Below are 17782 nucleotides of genomic sequence, written 5' to 3' on the forward strand. Positions count from 1 at the left end.
CTTTAACGACCCCGGTCTGGTCGATGTCAGTCCAGGGAGATACCTTCTTACGGACGATCTCTACCGGCTCAAGGGGGTGCTTCCGTGACGACAACGATGTCGACACACCGACGGGCAGTAGAGCACATCAGGCAGTCGTACGCGGAGATCCCGGGGGACGCTTCGCCCCGGCTGTCCAAGGCCACGTCCAACCTCTTCAGATTCCGCGACTCGGGCAAGACCGCCAAGCTCTCCGCCAGGGAGCTCGACGAGGTCATCAGTGTCGACCCGGTGACGATGACGGCCGAGGTCCAGGGCATGACGACCTACGAGCACCTGGTCGACGCCACGCTGCCGCACGGGCTCATGCCCTATGTGGTGCCCCAGCTCAAGACGATCACGCTGGGCGGCGCGGTGACGGGGCTCGGGATCGAGTCGACCAGCTTCAGAGACGGGCTGCCGCACGAGTCGGTCGAGGAGCTCGAGATCCTGACCGGCGACGGCCGCATCGTCGTCGCCCGCGACGACAACGAGCACCGCGACCTGTTTCGGGCCTTCCCCAACTCCTACGGCACGCTCGGCTACGCCCTGCGCATCAGGATCAAGCTCAGGAAGGTCCAGCCCTACGTCAAGCTGACGCACGTCAAGTTCACCGACGCCGACAAGTGCATGCTGGCCATGCAGGAGATCTGCGACAGCATGGAGCATGACGGGGAGCCCGTCGACTTCGTCGACGGCGTCTTCTTCGAGCCGGGGGAGATGTATCTCACGGTCGGCCGCTTCGCCGAGCGTGCGCCCTACACCTCCGACTACACCGGCATGCGCATCTACTACCAGTCCATCAGGCAGCGCAACCGCGACTGGCTGAGCATCCGCGACTACCTGTGGCGCTGGGACACCGACTGGTTCTGGTGCTCGCGTGCCTTCGGCGTGCAGCAGCCGATGGTCCGCTCACTGATGCCGCGCCGCTGGATGCGCTCCGACGTCTACCGGCGGCTGGTCGCGCTCGACCGGAAATACGGGGTGGTCGCGCGCATCGACAGATGGCGCGACCAGCCCGTCCAGGAATCAGTCATCCAGGACGTCGAGACCCCGGTCGAGCGGGGCGCGGAGTTCCTGGAGTTCTTCCACGACAAGGTCGGCATGACGCCGGTGTGGATGTGCCCGCTGCGGGCCTCCTCCCGCTGGCCGCTCTACCCCCTGGAGCCCGGCAAGCTGTACGTGAACTTCGGCTTCTGGGGAATGGTGCCACTGCCACGGGGGCAGTTCGACGGTTATTACAACCGTCTCATCGAGAACTCTGTGCACGAGCTCGACGGGCACAAGTCGCTTTACTCGACTTCTTTCTACGCCCGTGAGCAGTTCTGGCAGCTGTACAACGGCGATGCTTATTGGCCGGTCAAGCAGGAATACGACCCGAACGGCCGAATGCTTGACCTGTACGACAAGTGTGTACGGGGAAGGTGAGCAGATGGCTCTCGCATCCATCTTTGAGAAGATCGTCGGCCCGCAGGCCAACATCGCGTTCATGGCCTACGACGGCAGCAAGGCGGGGCCGGACGGCGCGGACCTCGCCCTGGAGGTGAAGTCCCCGATAGCGGTCGCCTACCTCGCGCAGGCACCCGGAGAGCTCGGCCTGGCCAGGGCCTACATCTCCGGCCACATCGACGTCCACGGCGACATGTACACCCTGCTCGACCGCATGTGGAACATCACCACCAACGACCTGACGACCGCCGAGAAGGTGGCGGCCGTCCGATCGCTGGGCCTGAAGCCGCTGATGATGCGCGTCCCGGCGCCGCCGCAGGAGATCCGCCAGAGCACGCTGGCCAAGCTCGGCTCCCGGCACGCCAAGCAGCGTGACGCCGAGGCGATCCACCACCACTACGACGTCTCCAACCGCTTCTACGAGTGGGTCCTGGGCCCGTCCATGGCCTACACCTGCGCCGTCTTCCCCACCAAGGAGTCGACGCTGGAGGAGGCGCAATACGCCAAGTTCGACCTGGTGGCCCGCAAGCTCGGCCTCAAGCCCGGCATGCGGCTGCTCGACGTCGGCTGCGGCTGGGGCGGCATGGTCATGCACGCCGCCAAGCACTACGGCGTCAAGGCCCTGGGCGTCACCCTCAGCAAGCAGCAGGCCGAGTGGGCCCAGAAGGCCATCGTCGAGGCCGGGCTGGAGGACCTGGCCGAGGTCCGCTTCATGGACTACCGCGATGTCGTGGAGTCGGACTTCGACGCGGTCAGCTCCATCGGTCTCACCGAGCACATCGGCAAGCGCAACCTCCCGTCCTACTTCGCCTTCCTCTACAGCAAGCTCAAGCCGGGCGGCCGCCTGCTCAACCACTGCATCACCCGGCCGACCGGCACCGAGAAGACCTTCAACAAGGGCGGCTTCATCAACCGCTACGTCTTCCCCGACGGTGAGCTGGAGTCGGTCGGCTACCTGGTCAGGCAGATGGAGGACCTCGGGTTCGAGATCCGCCACGAGGAAAACCTGCGCGAGCACTACGCCGAGACCCTCCGGCACTGGTGCGCCAACCTCGACGCCAACTGGGCCGACGCCGTGCAGGAGGTGGGCATGGGCACCGCCCGCGTCTGGGCCCTGTACATGGCGGGCTGCATCGTGGGCTTCGAACGCAACAAGGTGCAGCTGCACCAGGTGCTGGGGGTCAAGCTCGACTCGGAGGGACACTCCGGCGTCCCACTGCGTCCGTCGATCGACTGGCCTTAAAGCCTGAGGTGTGAGGGGCCCGGCGGCCCCTCACACCTGGTTTCGACGGTTCAGAACCTCAGCATCCACCCGTTGATATAGCCGGTGTCGCCGGTCGTGACGTCTTCGACGCGTAACGTCCACGTCCCGTTGGCCGGTGAGGATCTTCCATCCACCGGATAGGTCTCCTCGATCTGGTCGGCGTCGTCTTTGGAGTTCGGCGCGCGAAGCGGATAAACGATGCCGGTCGGGCCGATCAGATCGATCTTCAGGTCGCCTCTCCAGGGGTGGCTGATGTCCACGGAGACCGTCATCTTCTGGGGCGCGTTACCGGGGAGCCAGCCCGTGACCGTGATGGGCGATTTGACGAGGCTGCCCTTGTCGGGGATGGCGTATTCGGTCCAGTTCTCGAAGTAGGGGAAGTCCATCGACCAGGCGTCGATGATGCCGGCATGGGGTGACCAGCCGTCCGCGGCACGCAGCTTCCAGGTCCCGTTCTGCTTCGTCACGGCACTGATGTCCACGTCGTACGTCTCGTCGATGAAATCGGCGCCGTCCGAGGACGGCGACCTCAGCACGAATGCCTTTCCGTCCGGGCTGATCAGGGAGAGCTTCAGATCGCCCACCCAGGCGTGCTGGATGGAGACGTAGACGTGCACCTGGGACGGGGTCTTGCCGAGGAGGTCGCTCACGGCGATCGGCGAGTCCACACTGCCCGGGTCGGGGATGGCGTAGTCGTTGAGGTTGGCGAAGTACATCGGCCAGAGGGCGCCCTCGGTGGGCTGCGTCGGCGGGAGGGCCGCGCTGTCCAGCCGGAGGCGGGGAGTGGTGGCGCTCGTATAGGCGATGGGCTTGCCCGTGCTCTCCATGGCCGCTTCCAGCTGCCCGATGCTCGCCTGGGGGAAGGCCTGGCGGAGCACGGCCAGCGCGCCGGCCACGTGCGGAGCGGCCATCGACGTACCGCTCAGTGACCCAAAGGTGTTGCCGGGCACCGAGGAGATGATTGAGGTGCCGGGGGCGAACAGGTCCAGCAGCGGACCGCGGTTGCTGAAGGCGGACACCTCGTCGGTGTCGGTGGTGCTGCCGACCGTGATGGCCGAGGGCACACAGGCGGGCGCGCTGACCGCGTCGCCGAAGCCGTCATTCCCGGCCGCGACCACCGTGGCGACCCCGGCCGCCAGGAGCGCGTCGATGGCCGGCTTGCGCGGATCGGTGTCACACGCGGAGGTGTACTGGCCGCCGCCCAGGCTCAGATTGGCGGCCACCAGAGCCGTACCGGCCTCCTTCAGCTGCAGGACCTTCTCCAGCCCGGCCACCTGGGCGCTGGTGAAGCTCAGCACGCACGGCGCGGCGCCCACCCCGCAGAAGGCGTCGGTGGTGAATTTGCTGAACACCTGGATGGCGACGAGCTTGGCCCCCGGGGCGACCCCGGCCGGCGGGGCGCCGGCCATGTTCGTGCCGTCGCCGATCGCGATCCCGGCCACGTGCGTGCCATGATCACAGTCGAGGGCCGCGTCGGCGCACGGCCCGCTCTCGGAGTCGGCCGAACCGGCTCCCGTCTGCGTGGCGGTGCCGTTCGGGCACAGGCTGGTGGCGCCGTAGTCGGCGTCGATGGGGGAGAAGCACGCCTGTTCGATCACCCGTCCGCCCAGGAAGGGGTGCTTTACGGCGACGCCGGTGTCCAGCACGGCCACCACGCTGCCCGCGCCGGTCAACCCGGCCGCCCGCGTCTTGTCCGCGCCGATCAGCGGGATGCTCTCGGCGAGCACCGGTGGTACGGGCCGGTCCTCCGACACGCTCACCACGTTCGGCAGCTTGGCCAGCCGGTCCACCGCCGCCGCGTCGACGCGCAAGGTGACCATGGGGAACCGGGACATGGTCTGCAGCACCTGACCGGCACTCGACGCCTCCGGCAGATCCGTCCGGCTCTTGGTGATCACATTCACCCTGATCTTGGCACCGGCGGCCAGCCGCGCGCTCAACCCGGGCTCTATCGTCGGGGCCTGCGTATTCAGGCCCGCCGACGTGGCATGGGCCGGCACGCTCACGCCTGTCGTGGCCGCTAACGCCATGATGATGCAGGATAAAACCCACTTTTTCATGAGATTTCCGCCTAGCGCGAAGAAAACCATGGCCGATGGAGAAGGGTCGGTCGGGGGAAGTGGCGGCGACGTCGTACGCCAATCACCGCGAACAGCCTCGAAGGCGAATGAATTGATCACCTGGACAGTAAATGATCGAAACCCACTCAACAAGGGCCTGGGTCGGGGTAGATGTACAAATCGCTGCTCAATACGCCGACAGCTCGCATCTGCGCAGGTGGATGTCCTCGTATGGCGGAATTATGGCGAACATATGGCGTCTCGATGGACAATGCACTTGCGCGCCATAAATCACGCGAAAAGCAGCACTGCTTGGCCATTTAAATCGAGGGCAGGGGGCCGTCGTCTTTAGGTGGCGGGTGAATGTCGACCGGGTTTCTAGGCGATGCGGGCGAGGTCGCGCATATGGATCGGGTACGCCGGAGGCAACCCCTTCGCGTACCGCTCGAGTTCGTCGAGGGCGGCCTCGGCGAGGCGATGGACCTCCGTGCCCATGGCGCCGGCGATGTGCGGCGTGAGCTGCACGTTGGGCAGGCCGAACAGCGGTGAGTCGACCGGCAGCGGTTCGGGGTTGGTGACGTCGAGGATCGCGCTGAGCCGCCCGCTCACGCATTCGGCCGTGAGCGCGTCGGTGTCGATCAGGCTTCCTCGGGCGGTGTTGATGACCGTGGCGTGGTCGGGCAGCAGGGCGAGGCTGTCGGCGTTCAGCAGGTCGCGGGTCTCAGGCAGTGACGGCGCGTGCAGGGTCACGATGTCGCTGCGGCGCAGCAGGTCGGGCAGTGGCACGAGGGTCGTGCCGACTTCCTCGGCGTCCGCCTCGGTGGCGTAGGGGTCGCTCGCGAGCACGGTGAAGTCGAAGGCCCGCAGCAGGCGCGCCACACGCCGGCCGGTGTGCGACAGGCCGACGATGCCGACGACGCGACCGTAGTTCGACCCGGCGGTCACGCGTTCCCGCCACGCGGAGTCGGCGCCCCGCCGCCGGTACGCCTCGGCGAAGGCGCTCAGGCGTTTGCCGCTGTGCAGGATCGCGGCGAGGGTGTATTCCGCGACAGGCACCGCGTTGGCGTTGGCCGCGGAGGTGACGAGGATCCCGCGTTCCCAGCAGGAGGCGTCGGTCAGATGCGTCTTCACGGTGCCGGCCGCGTGCAGCACGGCGCGCAGCCGGGGAGCGGCGTCGAGGACCTCGCCGGTCAGGAGCGGACACCCCCAGCCGGTGATCATGACTTCGATCTCGCGGAGCCGGGCGCGGCTTGACGGAGAGTCGAGCTCGGTCAGCGCTTCGGGGCGGTCGAGCCGGGCGAGGGCGTGCAGTCGCTCGAGTCGTGGGGCGTCGAAAAGCTGGCGGATGGTGGGTTCGGACATGACCAGTGCTGTCACGGGCCGGCGGGTCATCATGCTCCTCTTCGGTGGCAGCTGCTAGCGCGACCATTCGGTGGTAGCTGCTAACGCGGCCATGCGGTGGTCGCCGCGAGCGCGGCCATTCGGTGGTCGCCGCGAGCGCGACCATTCGGTGGTTGCCGCGAGCGCGACCATTTGGCGGTTGCCGCGAGCGCGACTATTCGGCGGTGGCCGCGATCGCGACGCTGTCCCGCACGACGACGTGAGTGCCGAGCACGACCCGCTGCTCGACGGTGTCCGGCTCCATCGCCATCGTGGCGGCGAGCCGGCCCAGCTCCCGGGCGGGAATGTGCACAGTGGTCAGCCCGAGATCGGCGGCGAAGGCGGCGTCGTCGAACCCCACGACCGAGATGTCCTCGGGCGTGCGCAGCCCGGCCTCTCGCAGGGCTTGCAGGACGCCGCTCGCGACGTGGTCGGTGTGGGCGAACACGGCGGTGAAGTCCGGCGGCCCGGCCCGCAAGATGTCACGCATGCGGGAGTAGCCGGTCTCGCGGCTCCACGCGGGGCCCGCCTCCAGCCGGGGGTCGAGATCGCCGCCGAGGTCGGCCAGGGCGCGGCGATATCCGTCCCGCCGCCGCACAGTGGTGCTGTGGTCCTGCTGGCCGCTCAGGAGCAGGATGCGGCGGTGGCCGCGCGAGAGCAGGTGACTGGTCGCGGCGTACGCGCCGCCCTCGTTGTCGTACTCGACCACGCCGGCGGGTGCGTCCGGGCCAAGCGGGGGGCGGGCGCACAGCACCAGACGCGAGCCCGTCTGCGCGAGGGAGGCGGCGAAGGCGTCGGTCTGGCGCACGTATTCGGGGGTTTCGGAGACGGCGCCGATGAGGATGATGGCCTGCGCGTGCTGGGCGCTCATCTGCCGTAACACCTGCAGCTCGCGATCGGGGTCGCCGCCGGTGGTGCCGATCAGGCACAACCGCCCGGCGTCGGCGAGGGTGTTGGCGATGCTCTGGACCAGGCTCATGAGGAAGCCGTCGTCGAGCATCCGGACCACGATGGCGATCGTGCCGGTCTCCGGGCGGGTCAGTGCGCGGGCGTGCGGATTGGCGACGTAGTCGAGGTCGCGGACCGCGCGCATGACCTTGTCGCGAGTCTCTGGCGCCGGCGGATAACTGCCGTTGAGGATGCGTGACACGGTGGACACCGAGACGCCCGCTCGGGCCGCCACGTCGCGGATGCTCGCCCGCCCGTTCTCCATGCCGCTCTCTACCTCCGACGCTTTGTTAAAAGGGTTTAACACGAAGCCTAGCCTGTGCTGGCGCAGCTGGTCCAGCGGATCGGCCCTACCGGCCCGTTTGTGAAGGTTGGGGTCTTGACGTGAGAGTGAAACCCTTTTAACGTGCCGATAACCAAGCGACATTACGTAGCGTTCCAGGAGGTACCGTGGCCGTCACCCTCGCTGACCGGCGGACGGACGATCCGCCCGCCGGCGCGGCCGAGTCCGCGCGCCGGCGCGGCGGCCGGCGGCAGCGGTTACGTCGCAGCCGCCTGTTGCTGCTCATGATGGCGCCGGGATTGCTGTACTTCCTGGTGTTCCACTACGTCGCTCTGCTGGGCAACGTCATCGTCTTCCAGGACTACCTGCCGTTCGCGGGCATCATGAACAGCCCCTGGGTCGGCCTGGACAACTTCCGGACCCTGTTCGCCGACCCCGACTTCTGGCAGGCGGCGGCCAACACGATCAGCCTCGCCACGCTGCAGCTGATCTTCTACTTCCCGGTGCCGGTGGCCCTGGCGCTGCTGCTGCACAGCCTGACCCGAGGGTGGGTGCGCAAGGCGGTCCAAAGCATCGTCTACCTGCCCCATTTCATCTCGTGGGTGATCGTCGTCGCGCTGTTCCAGCAACTGCTTGGTGCGGCGGGCGTCCTCAACGGGCTGTTCGCCGACAACGGCTACCACCTGGTGAGCGTCTTCAGCGAGCCGTCGTTGTTCAAGCCACTGATGATCGCCGAGCTGATCTGGAAGGACTGCGGCTGGGGCACGATCATCGTGCTGGCCGCCCTGCACAACGTGGACGACCAGCTCTACGAGGCATCCGCGATCGACGGCGCGGGGTGGGGCCGGCGGCTGTGGCACGTGACCCTGCCGTCCCTGCGGCCCGTCCTCGTCCTGCTGCTGATCCTGCGGCTGGGCGACATCCTGAGCGTCGGCTTCGACCAGGTCCTGCTGCAGCGCGACGGGTTCTCGCCCGGGGTCGCGGAGGTCCTGGACACCTACACCTACTACCACGGGGTGGTCAACGGCAGCTGGGGACCGGCCGCCCTGGCCGGCATCTTCAAGGGCCTCGTCGGCCTGGTCCTGATCGTCGTGGCCAACAAGGTCGCGCACCGGCTGGGCGAGCAAGGAGTCTACCGATGACACGTCCGGTCTGGATGGAGCCGCCCCGGCCGAGCACCAAGGCGGCGAAGGCCGTCGCGGTGATGCTCACGGTGGCGCTGGTGATCATCCCGTTCTGGGTGGTCGTCGCCACCAGCTTGTCGCCCGACACGCAGGTGATCCGCAACGGCGGCTGGTCGATCTGGCCCGAGCAGGTGACGCTGGAGGCGTACCGGCGACTGTTCGGTTCCGGGGTGATCTCGCACGCGGTGCTCGTCTCCACCGTGGTCACGCTCGTGGGCACCGCGGTGAGCCTCACCGCCACCGTGCTGATGGCGTACGCGCTGGCTCGGCCGAACGTCTTCGGCGGCAAGCCGATCATGCTGGGCGTCCTGCTCACCTTCCTGTTCCCGCCGGCGATCATTCCTAGCTTTCTGGTCGTCAGCAACCTTGACCTGCGCAACCACTACGCGGCGCTGATCGCCCCGGTGCTGATCAGCACGTTCAACCTGGTCATCATGCGGGGCTACTTCCAGGGCCTGCCCACCGAACTGTCGGAGAGCGCCCGCATCGACGGCGCCGGCGACGGCCGCGTGCTGTGGCACGTCGTCCTTCCGCTGTCCAAAGCGATCATCGCGGTGGTCGGCTTCTACTACGCGGTCGGCTACTGGAACAGCTTCTTCAACGCCATGCTCTACCTCGACGACCAGTCCACCTGGCCGCTGCAGCCGATGCTGCGGCAGATCGTCATGCTCGGGGCCAACCCCGACACGTCGATCGCGGCCGGAGCCGGGGCCAACATCGCCCCCCAGACCACGACCATGGCCACCGTCGTGGTCGCGGTGCTGCCGATTCTCGCGGTCTATCCGCTCGTGCAGCGCTTCTTCACCAAAGGCGTGCTCACCGGCGCGATCAAGGGCTGACCCGACTGGACGGCCCACCCCATGCACACCTTCCGCGCCTCGCGGACCGCATACTCCACCCGGAAGGGAAAGCGCTTGCCATGGACATCTCCCGGAGATCGCTGCTCAGACTGACCGGCGGCGTCGCGCTCGCCTCCGCCATACCCGGCCTCGCCGCCTGCGGCGACGGCTCGGCCACATCGGTGGGCAACGCGGGCAAGGGTCTCGCCCCGTTCCCCACCTACACCCCGATCAACCTGGTGAAGCCGGACCTGCCCGGCACCGCCCAAGGCGTCCAAGACGCCTTCCTGACCTATCCCCAGAAGCTCGCCCAGACCGTCGACGGCAAGCCGGGCGACGGCTCCATAGTCACCTGCATGGTCATCACCTACGGCACGGCGCCGTCCCCGGCCGCGAGCAACAAGCTGTGGACCGCGATCAACGAGGCACTCGGGGTGGACCTGCGTCTCACCCTCGTCCCGGCGGCCGATCTCAACGCCAAGTACGCCACCATGATGGCCGGCGGCGACCTGCCCGACATCATCGCCACCATCGACCTGGCGATGTCCAACGCGCTGCAGTTCACCCAGGCCAAGTGCGCCGATCTGACCGAGTACATCTCCGGCGACGCGATCAAGGACTACCCTAACCTGGCCAACCTGCCGACGATCTCTTGGCAGAATGTCGGTCGAATCGGCGGCCGCCTGTACGGCGTCCCGGTGCCCCGGCCCCAGCTCGCCGGCGTGATGTTCGGCAACAGGGAGAAGCTCGAGGCGGCCGGCATCAAGATGGGGCTCGGCGTGTCCACGGCACAGTTCGCCGAGGGCTTGGCCAAGCTCGCCACGAGCAAGCAGTTCCCGTTGGGCGGCAACAACTTCAGCGAGAACATCCACCTCGGCGCGGCCGGTGTCCCCAGCAACTGGGTGCGCGCCGGCGGCGGCGCGTTCACCAGCCGTTACGAGAACCCGGTCTACCCAGAGGTGCTGCAGCGGCTGCGCGACTGGTACGCCAAAGGCTGCTTCTACCCGGACCTGCTGAGCACCCAGGCGACCCAGGCGAACACGTTCTTCATGAACGGCACGACGCTGACCCTGGGCGGCGGCATCGGCGGCTACCCGGGAATGGTCTCCGGGGTCGGCGACGCGTTCACGGTCGACTTCGTCCGCCCGTACGGCGACAACCCGACTCCGTGGCTGGGCAACGGGGTGTTCTCCAACAGCGGCCGTGGCGGTTTCACCGCCCTGAAGAAGGCGTCGCCGGAGCGCGTCAAGATGCTGCTGCGCGTGCTGAACTTCCTGGCCGCGCCGTTCGGCAGCAAGGAGTACGAGCTGATCAACTACGGTGTCGCCGGGGCGCATTTCACCACCGGTCCCGGCGGCGACCCGTTGCCCACCGCGCTGGCCACCACCGGCGGCGAGAACAAGACCAACCTGCCCCTGCAGTACATCGCGTCCGCTCCGTACGTGCTCTACCTGCCCGGCAACCCCGACGCCACCCGCCGCAGCTACCAGGCCCAGCAGGAGATCGTCCCCATCGGCGTCTCCGACCCGTCTTACGGCCTGGTCTCGCCGACCCAGGCCGCGAAGGGCACGAAGCTCAACCAGCAGATCATCGACGCCACCAACGCGATCATCGCCGGCAAGCGCCCGGTGTCGGACTGGACCGGGGTCGTCTCGCAGTGGAAGTCCCAGGGCGGCGACGCGATCGCCAAGGAACTCGCCGAGCAGTACGCGGCCAACCACTGACCCACCGCATCGCCTGCCACCCGGTCGAAGGGGGCAACTTCGTTGAAGAGAAAGGGCTGTGCCATGCCGTCCTTAAGCACAACCGCCGCTCGGCTCCGTGCGGTCGCCGCCGCCCTCGTCCTCACCGCCGCCACGTTGACGACCCTGGCGGCGGTGGGCACACCCGCGCACGCCGATCCGGTCCAGCCTCCGGCCAGCGTCGTCGCGCTGCTGACCCCGCAGCATCCCCGGCTCCTGGCGACCGCGCAGACGTTCTCCGTCGCCGCCCAGCGCATCGGCGCCGACACCCGGCTCCAGGATTGGTATGCCCAGGTCAAGGCCGGCGCGGACGGTGTACTCGCCACCTCGCCGCCGACCGCCCTGTCGACCGCCGCCATCGACGAGGCGAAACGCCGCGTCTACGCCCTCGCCCTCGTCTACCGGATCAACGGCGACACCCGGTACGCCGAACGCGCGGCGCGCGAACTCGTCGCCCTCTCCTCCGTCCCGGCCTGGGACCGGGGCCAGTTCCTGGACGTCGGAGAGCTGTCCAACAGTGTCGCGATCGGCTACGACTGGCTCTACGACTATCTGTCGGCGAGTGACAAGGCCACGATCCGCTCCGCCATCGTCACCAAGGCCCTGCGGCCGGCCCTCGTCCGCTACGGGTACACCACCAGCTTCTACACCCAGAACCACAACTGGAACCTCATCTGCAACGCGGTCGCGCTCGGGGCGCTGGCCATCGGCGACGACCCGGACCTGACCGCCGACGAGCGCGGCGTCGTCGACCAGGTGCTCAAGGCCAGTATCACGTCGATCCAGAACGGGATCAGCGGCTACGGCCCGGACGGCGCCAGCGGCGAGAGCCCGCAGTACTGGCAGTACGCCACCGAATACCTCGTCGCCTACCTCGCCGCCATGAAGACCGCGACCGGCACCGACTTCGGCCTGTCCGACCTGCCCGGCCTGGCCACCACCGGTGACTACGGCATCCACGTGACCGGCGCGACCGGCCTGACCTTCAACTACGGCGACGGCGGAACCGACCTGCTCGGCGCGGTCACCCCGACCTGGCAGCCGTCGTTCATGATGTGGCTGGCCACCCGCTACGGCAAGCCGTACTACACGGCCTGGGAGGCGCGGCTCGCCGACCGCTCGGCCAGTCCGCTGGACATCCTCTGGTACGACCCGGCGAACGCCGGCGGCACCGGCCATCCGGCGGCGACCGACGCCTTCTTCGACGGCACCGAGATCGCCACCGCCCGCAGCGCCTGGGACGACCCCTACGCGGTCTCTGTCGCCACGAAGGGCATGCGCGCGGGGTACGACCAGATCGCCGCCCACGAGAACCTCGACGCCGGAGACTTCGTCCTCGACGCCGCGGGCGTGCGCTGGTTCGACGACCTCGGCCTCGACAGCTACAGCCTCCCGGGCTACTTCGACTGGAACAAGGACACCGGTGGCCGATGGGACTACTACACGGCCCGTCCTGAGGGCCAGAACACGATGCGGCTCGGCACCGGGCCCACCCCGTCCACCGCGCTGACCTCCGGCGCGCCGATCACCACCGTCAGCTCGACGCCCCAGAAGTGGTACGAGATCACTGACCTCACCGGCCTCTACGGTGGCCGGGTGCAACGTGCCCAGCGCGGCCTGCAGCTGTTCGACGACCGGCGGCAGGTGCTGCTCCAGGACGAGGTGCGGACGAGCGACCCGATCGGCTACTGGTCGTTCCTGCACACCCGCGCCGACGTCGTGGTGGCCGCCGACGGACGGTCGGCCACCCTCTACCGTGGCGGACAGCGGCTCTGGGTCCAACTGCTCACCACCGATGGGCGGCTGCTCGTCGGGGACTCCCGGCCCTTGCCGGACAGCCCCGACCCCACCGGCCAGAGCCGCCAGCCCGGCTCACGAACCCTCGCGATCCAGCTGACCGCGGCCGGGACCACCACGGTGGCGATGCGGATCGTCCCCCTCGCCGCGGGGCAGCAGCCGCCCACCGACACCCCGGCGGTGACCCCGCTGGCCTCCTGGACGCCGGGCACGACCGCCCCGATGGCCCTGACCGACATCATGGTCGGCGCCGACCGTCTGGCCGGATTCGATCCGCGGCGCTACCGCTACGACATCACCCTGCCCGCCGACACCGCCACCGCGCCCAAGGTCGTCCCCCTGACGCCGAGCGGCACCTACGCGGTCGTCACCAAGGCGGCCGCGATCCCGGGCACGGCCACCATGACGACCTTCCAGCTCGACGCCGGCCACCGGAAGGTCTACGGCCCCACCTACCAGGTGCACTTCCGGAAGGCGGGAAAGACCGCCACCGCACTGCCCGTCGCGTCGGTCACCGCCAGCGCGGACGACGGCAGCCCCGCGGCGGGCGCCGTCGACGGCAACATGGGCAGCCGCTGGTCCGCGGCGGGCGACGGGCAGACACTCACACTCGACCTCGGCGCCAAGCGCACCGTCGGCGCCGTCGCCGTCGCGTTCCTCAACGGGTACGCGCGAACGTCCACCTTCGACGTCCGCACCTCCACCGACGGCACCACCTGGAACGCGGCGCTCACGGGAGCCGTCTCCGCCGGCACGTCCGACGATGCCGAAGTCTTCTCCTTCACGGCCAGGTCGGCCCGCTACGTGCGGCTGATCGGCCATGGGAACTCCGTCAGCAGCTACAACAGCATCACTGAAGTGCGGATCTACGCCAAGGGGTCCGACGCCCAGGCGGACGCGGCACCCCGGACGGTCGTTCTCGGTACCGTGACCGCGTCCCCGGCCGACCCGCCGCCCCTGTCGATCGGCGACACCCTGCGGCTCAAGCTGACCGGCAAGCAGACCGACGGCGGCCCGGCCGACCTGTCCACGGCGAGCGTCACCTGGACCAGCAGCCATCCGGCCGTGGCCACGGTGGACGACTCCGGCCTGGTCACCGCCACCGGTGGTGGCAGCGCGAAAATCGGCGCGCTGGTCATTCGCCCACCCGTACTGAAGGTCGTCCGGGTGCCGGTGTCGGTGGTCGACCCGTCGCACATCGAAGCCGTAGCCGACGGGTTCGTCCGCGACGGCACCTACGCCGACACCACCTACGGCACGAACTCCGTCCTCGAAGTACGCAACAATCCCAGCCTCGGCAGCGGATTCGACCGGGTCTCGTACCTGACCTTCCCGCTGACCGCGGTGCACGGAACGATCGCCTCGGCCACCCTGCACGTCTACGGCTCGACCGGCGACACCGCGGGCGCGACCGACGCCGTCCACGCGGTCACCGACGCGACCTGGAGCGAAGCCACGCTGACCTGGAACACCCGGCCACCGCTGGGCGCCGGTCTCGGCACGTTCACGCTCGACACCACCGCGTCCTGGCACACCGTCGACGTGACCGCGTTCGTCCAGGGCCGGCTCGCCGCCGGGCAGGACGTCAGCCTCGCGATCGCGTCCACCGCCACGGCGTACGGGCCGTTCACCTCCTTCTCCAGCAAGGAAGCGACCGACAACCACCCCTACCTGGAACTAAAGCTGTCCTGACGGCGCCGTTCTCATCCGAGAGGTCCCTGTGTCCACAATCACCTTCCCCCAAGGTTTCCTATGGGGTGCCGCGACGGCGGCGTACCAGGTCGAAGGCGCCGTCGCCGAGGACGGCCGCACCGCCTCGATCTGGGACACCTTCAGCCACACCCCGGGCCGCGTGCTCGACGGGGACACCGGCGACGTCGCCTGCGACCACTACCACCGGTACGCCGACGACGTCGCCCTCATGGCCCGGCTGGGCCTGGGCGCCTACCGGTTCTCCGTCTCCTGGCCCCGGGTGCAGCCCGGCGGCCGGGGCCGGGCCAATCAGCGCGGGCTCGACTTCTACCGGCGGCTCACCGACGAGCTGCTGGAGCGGGGGATCGAACCGTGGGTCACGCTCTACCACTGGGACCTGCCGCAGGAACTCGAAGACGCCGGAGGATGGCCCGCCCGGGACACCGCCGCTCGCTTCGCCGAATACGCCGCACTCGTCCACGAAGCGCTGGGCGACCGCGTCCGCCACTGGATCACGCTCAACGAACCATGGTGCGCCGCCTTCCTCGGCTATGCCCACGGCCGGCACGCGCCTGGCGGCAGCGACGCTGCCGCCGCGCTGGCCGCATGCCATCACATGCTGCTCGGTCACGGTCTGGCCACCCGGGCGATCCGGAGCGCCGACTCAGCCGCCGTCATCGGCACCACGCTCAACGTGCAGTCGTTGATCGCGCACTCGGACAGCCCGGCCGACAGGGAGGCGCTGCGCCGCGTCGACGGCATCGGCAACCGGATCTTCCTCGATCCGCTGCTGCGTGCCGAATACCCGGCCGACGTCGCCACCGACATCGCCCACCTGACCGACTTGTCCTTCATCCACCCCGGCGACCTGGCGACCATCGCCGCGCCGATCGACTTCCTCGGCCTCAACTACTACAACCCCCTCGTGGTCGCCGCGTCCGTAGACGGTCAGCCCAGCGCCGGCCCGGCCTGGCCGGGCTGTGCGGACGTCAGCTTCATCCGCCGCGGCTTCCCGGTCACCCACATGGGCTGGGAGATCGACCCGGCCGGACTGACCGCGCTGCTGCGCCGCGTCACCGAGGATTACGGCCCGATTCCGCTCTACATCACGGAGAACGGCGCGGCCTACGCCGACACGGTCGACGCAGATGGCGGCGTACACGACCAGGACCGTATCGACTACTTCGCGCGGCACCTGCACGCCTGCCTGGAAGCGATCCGCGCCGGCGTGCCGCTACAGGGCTACTTCGCGTGGTCCCTCATGGACAACTTCGAATGGGGTTGGGGATACTCCCGTCGCTTCGGCCTTCTCCACGTCGACTACGCCACACAGCGGCGCACGATCAAGGACAGCGGTCATTGGTACGCCGAAGTGATCCGCCGCTCCTCACTTCAGTAGTGCGGTCCGCTCGGACTTCCCCGGATAGACGATGACGAGGAACTCCTGCCGGGCATCCTCATCCCTCTTCAGCGCGGCCTTCGCGCCGCGCATGTGCACCCGAATCCGGTAGCGGCCTGGGCCGTTGACCGCCAGGTTCTTCAGGTCGCCCCCGCTGTCATCGGTGAGGGTGAGGTCGCCGTTGCCACTGTGGTACCCCACCTCCACCACCTTCTCCCAGCCCTTCAGCTCGACGGGCGGCCGCCTGCGATATGCCTCTCCGGTGACGCACACGTGCATGGCCTCGTCGGCGGTCAGGATGGTGAGCTGCCCGGGCGCGCTTCCCACCAGCCTGTTGGTGAAGGCGTTGTCGAGTGCGGGGAAGTCGTCGCCCGGGTCATCCTCGTACGCGCTGAGGGCGCCGAAATCCGCCCACATCGTGGCCCGGTCGGTCCGGGAGGCGCGGATCAACGGCCGGTGTACCGGCACCTTGGCGCAGCGCGCGCGGGCCTTCTCGATAAAGGCCGTGTTGGCGTCCTTTTCCTGCTCGGCCTGCTGGTCCTGGCGCTGCTCGACCTCCGGGCACAAGTACGCGAGAGCCATGACGGTCTCGTAGTTTCGCAGGTACGTCCCCAGCGGCCCCTCCTCGGCCCGCCGGTCCGGTGCGCCGTCGCGCAGGACCGCCTCGCACAGCCGCCGGCCGATCGCGACCACTCGATCATCGGGCACACCGGTGAACTGCCCCGGCAGCTCGCCGTCCTGCCTGACGAGGCAGACGAAGGCGAGCTCGCGCTGCCCAGCGGCCGGTTTCACCGGGACGTAGCGGGCGGTTTGCCACGGTTCGCAGGCCGAGGAGCTCGCCGCCGTGACCTTCCCGAGCGGGGCGTCCATGCGCGGCACGGCGACCAGCAGCAGGACGACGGCGAGTGCGGCGACGAAGCGGACATCCGGGCTCCGGTACGGCCGTCGCACGCGGCGCACGCGTACCGCCACGATGATCAGAACGGCGGTGACGACATCGTAGAGCTGCCAGGCCCACGAGCCGGGCTCGTACATCTGACCCCAGGTTCGCGCGCATCCCTCACCGGCGACCGCGTCGAGCCCGGCCAGCACGAAGGCCAGCGCTCCGAACAACCCCAAGGGGACCACCGAGGCCCAGCCGACCGCGCGGCCCCACCGCCGGTAGCCCTTGCGCACCAGCAGCGCCCACACTCCGAAGCCCACCGCCACCACCGCGGCTTGCGGCACGAGACGCAAGGGGGACAGCAGGAAGTCGGCCGATATGTACACCTCGAAGCCGGGACAGCCGCCCCACATCGCGATCAAGTCGTACTCGGTCGTGGTCGAAGAGAACAGGGAGCTCGCGTACGGGATGCTCACCAGCGCGAGCGCGATGCTCCACAGCGTCAGCGACATCCGCCACCGCACGGGGATGACTTCGCGCGGGCCGATCCCCTGACGGCGACCGACCAGCCCCCCGACCACGAGGAGCAGCACCGCGCCAGCGGCGAGGGCGGCGCCGGTCAGCAGCAGCGTGGCGTCGTTGAAGGGCAGGAGGGCGGCGATGCCGCTGCGGTGGCCGGCGGCGACGGCGGGAGCTTCGCCCATGATGATCCGGTCTCGCACCTCCGCCTCGCTCGGCCGGCCGAGCCCGGTGAGCGGCGGCGTGACGGCGGCAGCGGCGAGCAGGATCAGGAGTGCCGCGCTCAGGCGGAGGACCCATCGCCGCATACCTATCGCTCCCGTTG

General features: G+C 68.8%; 11 protein-coding genes. 7 read left to right on the plus strand and 4 right to left on the minus strand.

Translation table 11 applies throughout. The features are described from left to right. The first annotated feature begins 96 nt into the window (after positions 1-96). Together ACQP2T_RS16105 and ACQP2T_RS16110 are read left to right on the plus strand one after the other, a co-directional pair. Complete coding sequence (locus ACQP2T_RS16105; protein WP_433519780.1) at positions 97-1446, plus strand: FAD-binding oxidoreductase; 1350 nt, start codon at positions 97-99, stop codon at positions 1444-1446. A gap of 4 nt (positions 1447-1450) precedes the next feature. Then, positions 1451-2710, plus strand: coding sequence for a class I SAM-dependent methyltransferase (locus ACQP2T_RS16110; RefSeq protein ID WP_433516939.1), 1260 nt, complete (start codon positions 1451-1453; stop codon positions 2708-2710). A 50-nt stretch (positions 2711-2760) separates the two neighbouring features. On the opposite strand, the gene ACQP2T_RS16115 is transcribed toward ACQP2T_RS16110, so the two are convergent. From ACQP2T_RS16115 to ACQP2T_RS16125, 3 genes are all read right to left on the minus strand, one after another. Further along, positions 2761-4761, minus strand: coding sequence for a S8 family serine peptidase (locus tag ACQP2T_RS16115; protein ID WP_433516940.1), 2001 nt, complete (start codon positions 4759-4761; stop codon positions 2761-2763). Positions 4762-5169: 408 nt separating this feature from the next. Continuing rightward, on the minus strand, positions 5170-6153 hold the full coding sequence (locus ACQP2T_RS16120) for a hydroxyacid dehydrogenase (protein ID WP_433516941.1): 984 nt from the start codon (positions 6151-6153) through the stop codon (positions 5170-5172). 193 nt (positions 6154-6346) lie between these two features. Further along, complete coding sequence (locus ACQP2T_RS16125; protein ID WP_433516942.1) at positions 6347-7546, minus strand: LacI family DNA-binding transcriptional regulator; 1200 nt, start codon at positions 7544-7546, stop codon at positions 6347-6349. A 23-nt stretch (positions 7547-7569) separates the two neighbouring features. On the opposite strand from ACQP2T_RS16125, the gene ACQP2T_RS16130 reads away from it, so the two are divergent. The 5 genes from ACQP2T_RS16130 (at position 7570) to ACQP2T_RS16150 (ending at position 16055) form a co-directional block, all read left to right on the plus strand. Beyond that, positions 7570-8544, plus strand: coding sequence for an ABC transporter permease (locus tag ACQP2T_RS16130; protein ID WP_433516943.1), 975 nt, complete (start codon positions 7570-7572; stop codon positions 8542-8544). Beyond that, positions 8541-9425: a carbohydrate ABC transporter permease gene (locus ACQP2T_RS16135; RefSeq protein ID WP_433516944.1), complete on the plus strand. Its 885-nt coding sequence runs from the start codon at positions 8541-8543 to the stop codon at positions 9423-9425. The genes ACQP2T_RS16130 and ACQP2T_RS16135 overlap by 4 nt, the downstream gene beginning before the upstream one ends. 80 nt (positions 9426-9505) lie before the next feature. Continuing rightward, the gene (locus ACQP2T_RS16140) at positions 9506-11149 is read left to right on the plus strand and encodes an extracellular solute-binding protein (RefSeq protein WP_433516945.1); all 1644 of its coding nucleotides are present in this window, start codon (positions 9506-9508) and stop codon (positions 11147-11149) included. Positions 11150-11212: 63 nt separating this feature from the next. Continuing rightward, the gene (locus ACQP2T_RS16145) at positions 11213-14656 is read left to right on the plus strand and encodes a CBM96 family carbohydrate-binding protein (RefSeq protein ID WP_433516946.1); all 3444 of its coding nucleotides are present in this window, start codon (positions 11213-11215) and stop codon (positions 14654-14656) included. 28 nt (positions 14657-14684) lie between these two features. Beyond that, on the plus strand, positions 14685-16055 hold the full coding sequence (locus ACQP2T_RS16150; RefSeq protein ID WP_433516947.1) for a GH1 family beta-glucosidase: 1371 nt from the start codon (positions 14685-14687) through the stop codon (positions 16053-16055). Here the strand turns inward: ACQP2T_RS16150 and ACQP2T_RS16155 are convergent. Next, positions 16044-17765 carry a hypothetical protein gene (locus ACQP2T_RS16155; RefSeq protein WP_433516948.1) on the minus strand — a complete coding sequence of 574 codons (1722 nt, stop codon included), beginning with the start codon at positions 17763-17765 and terminating at the stop codon, positions 16044-16046. The genes ACQP2T_RS16150 and ACQP2T_RS16155 overlap by 12 nt on opposite strands. Positions 17766-17782 lie beyond the last annotated feature (17 nt).

Origin of the sequence: Nonomuraea sp. CA-143628, assembly GCF_050942315.1 — a bacterium.
In the GTDB taxonomy this organism is placed as follows: domain Bacteria; phylum Actinomycetota; class Actinomycetes; order Streptosporangiales; family Streptosporangiaceae; genus Nonomuraea.

Bases quoted from the DNA above. Each gene is read 5' to 3' on its own strand.
- ACQP2T_RS16115 (WP_433516940.1), bottom strand. From the start codon at position 4,761: ATGGCGTTAGCGGCCACGACAGGCGTGAGCGTGCCGGCCCATGCCACG.
- ACQP2T_RS16135 (WP_433516944.1), top strand. From the start codon at position 8,541: ATGACACGTCCGGTCTGGATGGAGCCGCCCCGGCCGAGCACCAAGGCG.
- ACQP2T_RS16105 (WP_433519780.1), top strand. From the start codon at position 97: ATGTCGACACACCGACGGGCAGTAGAGCACATCAGGCAGTCGTACGCG.
- ACQP2T_RS16120 (WP_433516941.1), bottom strand. From the start codon at position 6,153: ATGTCCGAACCCACCATCCGCCAGCTTTTCGACGCCCCACGACTCGAG.
- ACQP2T_RS16110 (WP_433516939.1), top strand. From the start codon at position 1,451: ATGGCTCTCGCATCCATCTTTGAGAAGATCGTCGGCCCGCAGGCCAAC.
- ACQP2T_RS16125 (WP_433516942.1), bottom strand. From the start codon at position 7,546: ATGTCGCTTGGTTATCGGCACGTTAAAAGGGTTTCACTCTCACGTCAA.
- ACQP2T_RS16145 (WP_433516946.1), top strand. From the start codon at position 11,213: ATGCCGTCCTTAAGCACAACCGCCGCTCGGCTCCGTGCGGTCGCCGCC.
- ACQP2T_RS16140 (WP_433516945.1), top strand. From the start codon at position 9,506: ATGGACATCTCCCGGAGATCGCTGCTCAGACTGACCGGCGGCGTCGCG.
- ACQP2T_RS16155 (WP_433516948.1), bottom strand. From the start codon at position 17,765: ATGCGGCGATGGGTCCTCCGCCTGAGCGCGGCACTCCTGATCCTGCTC.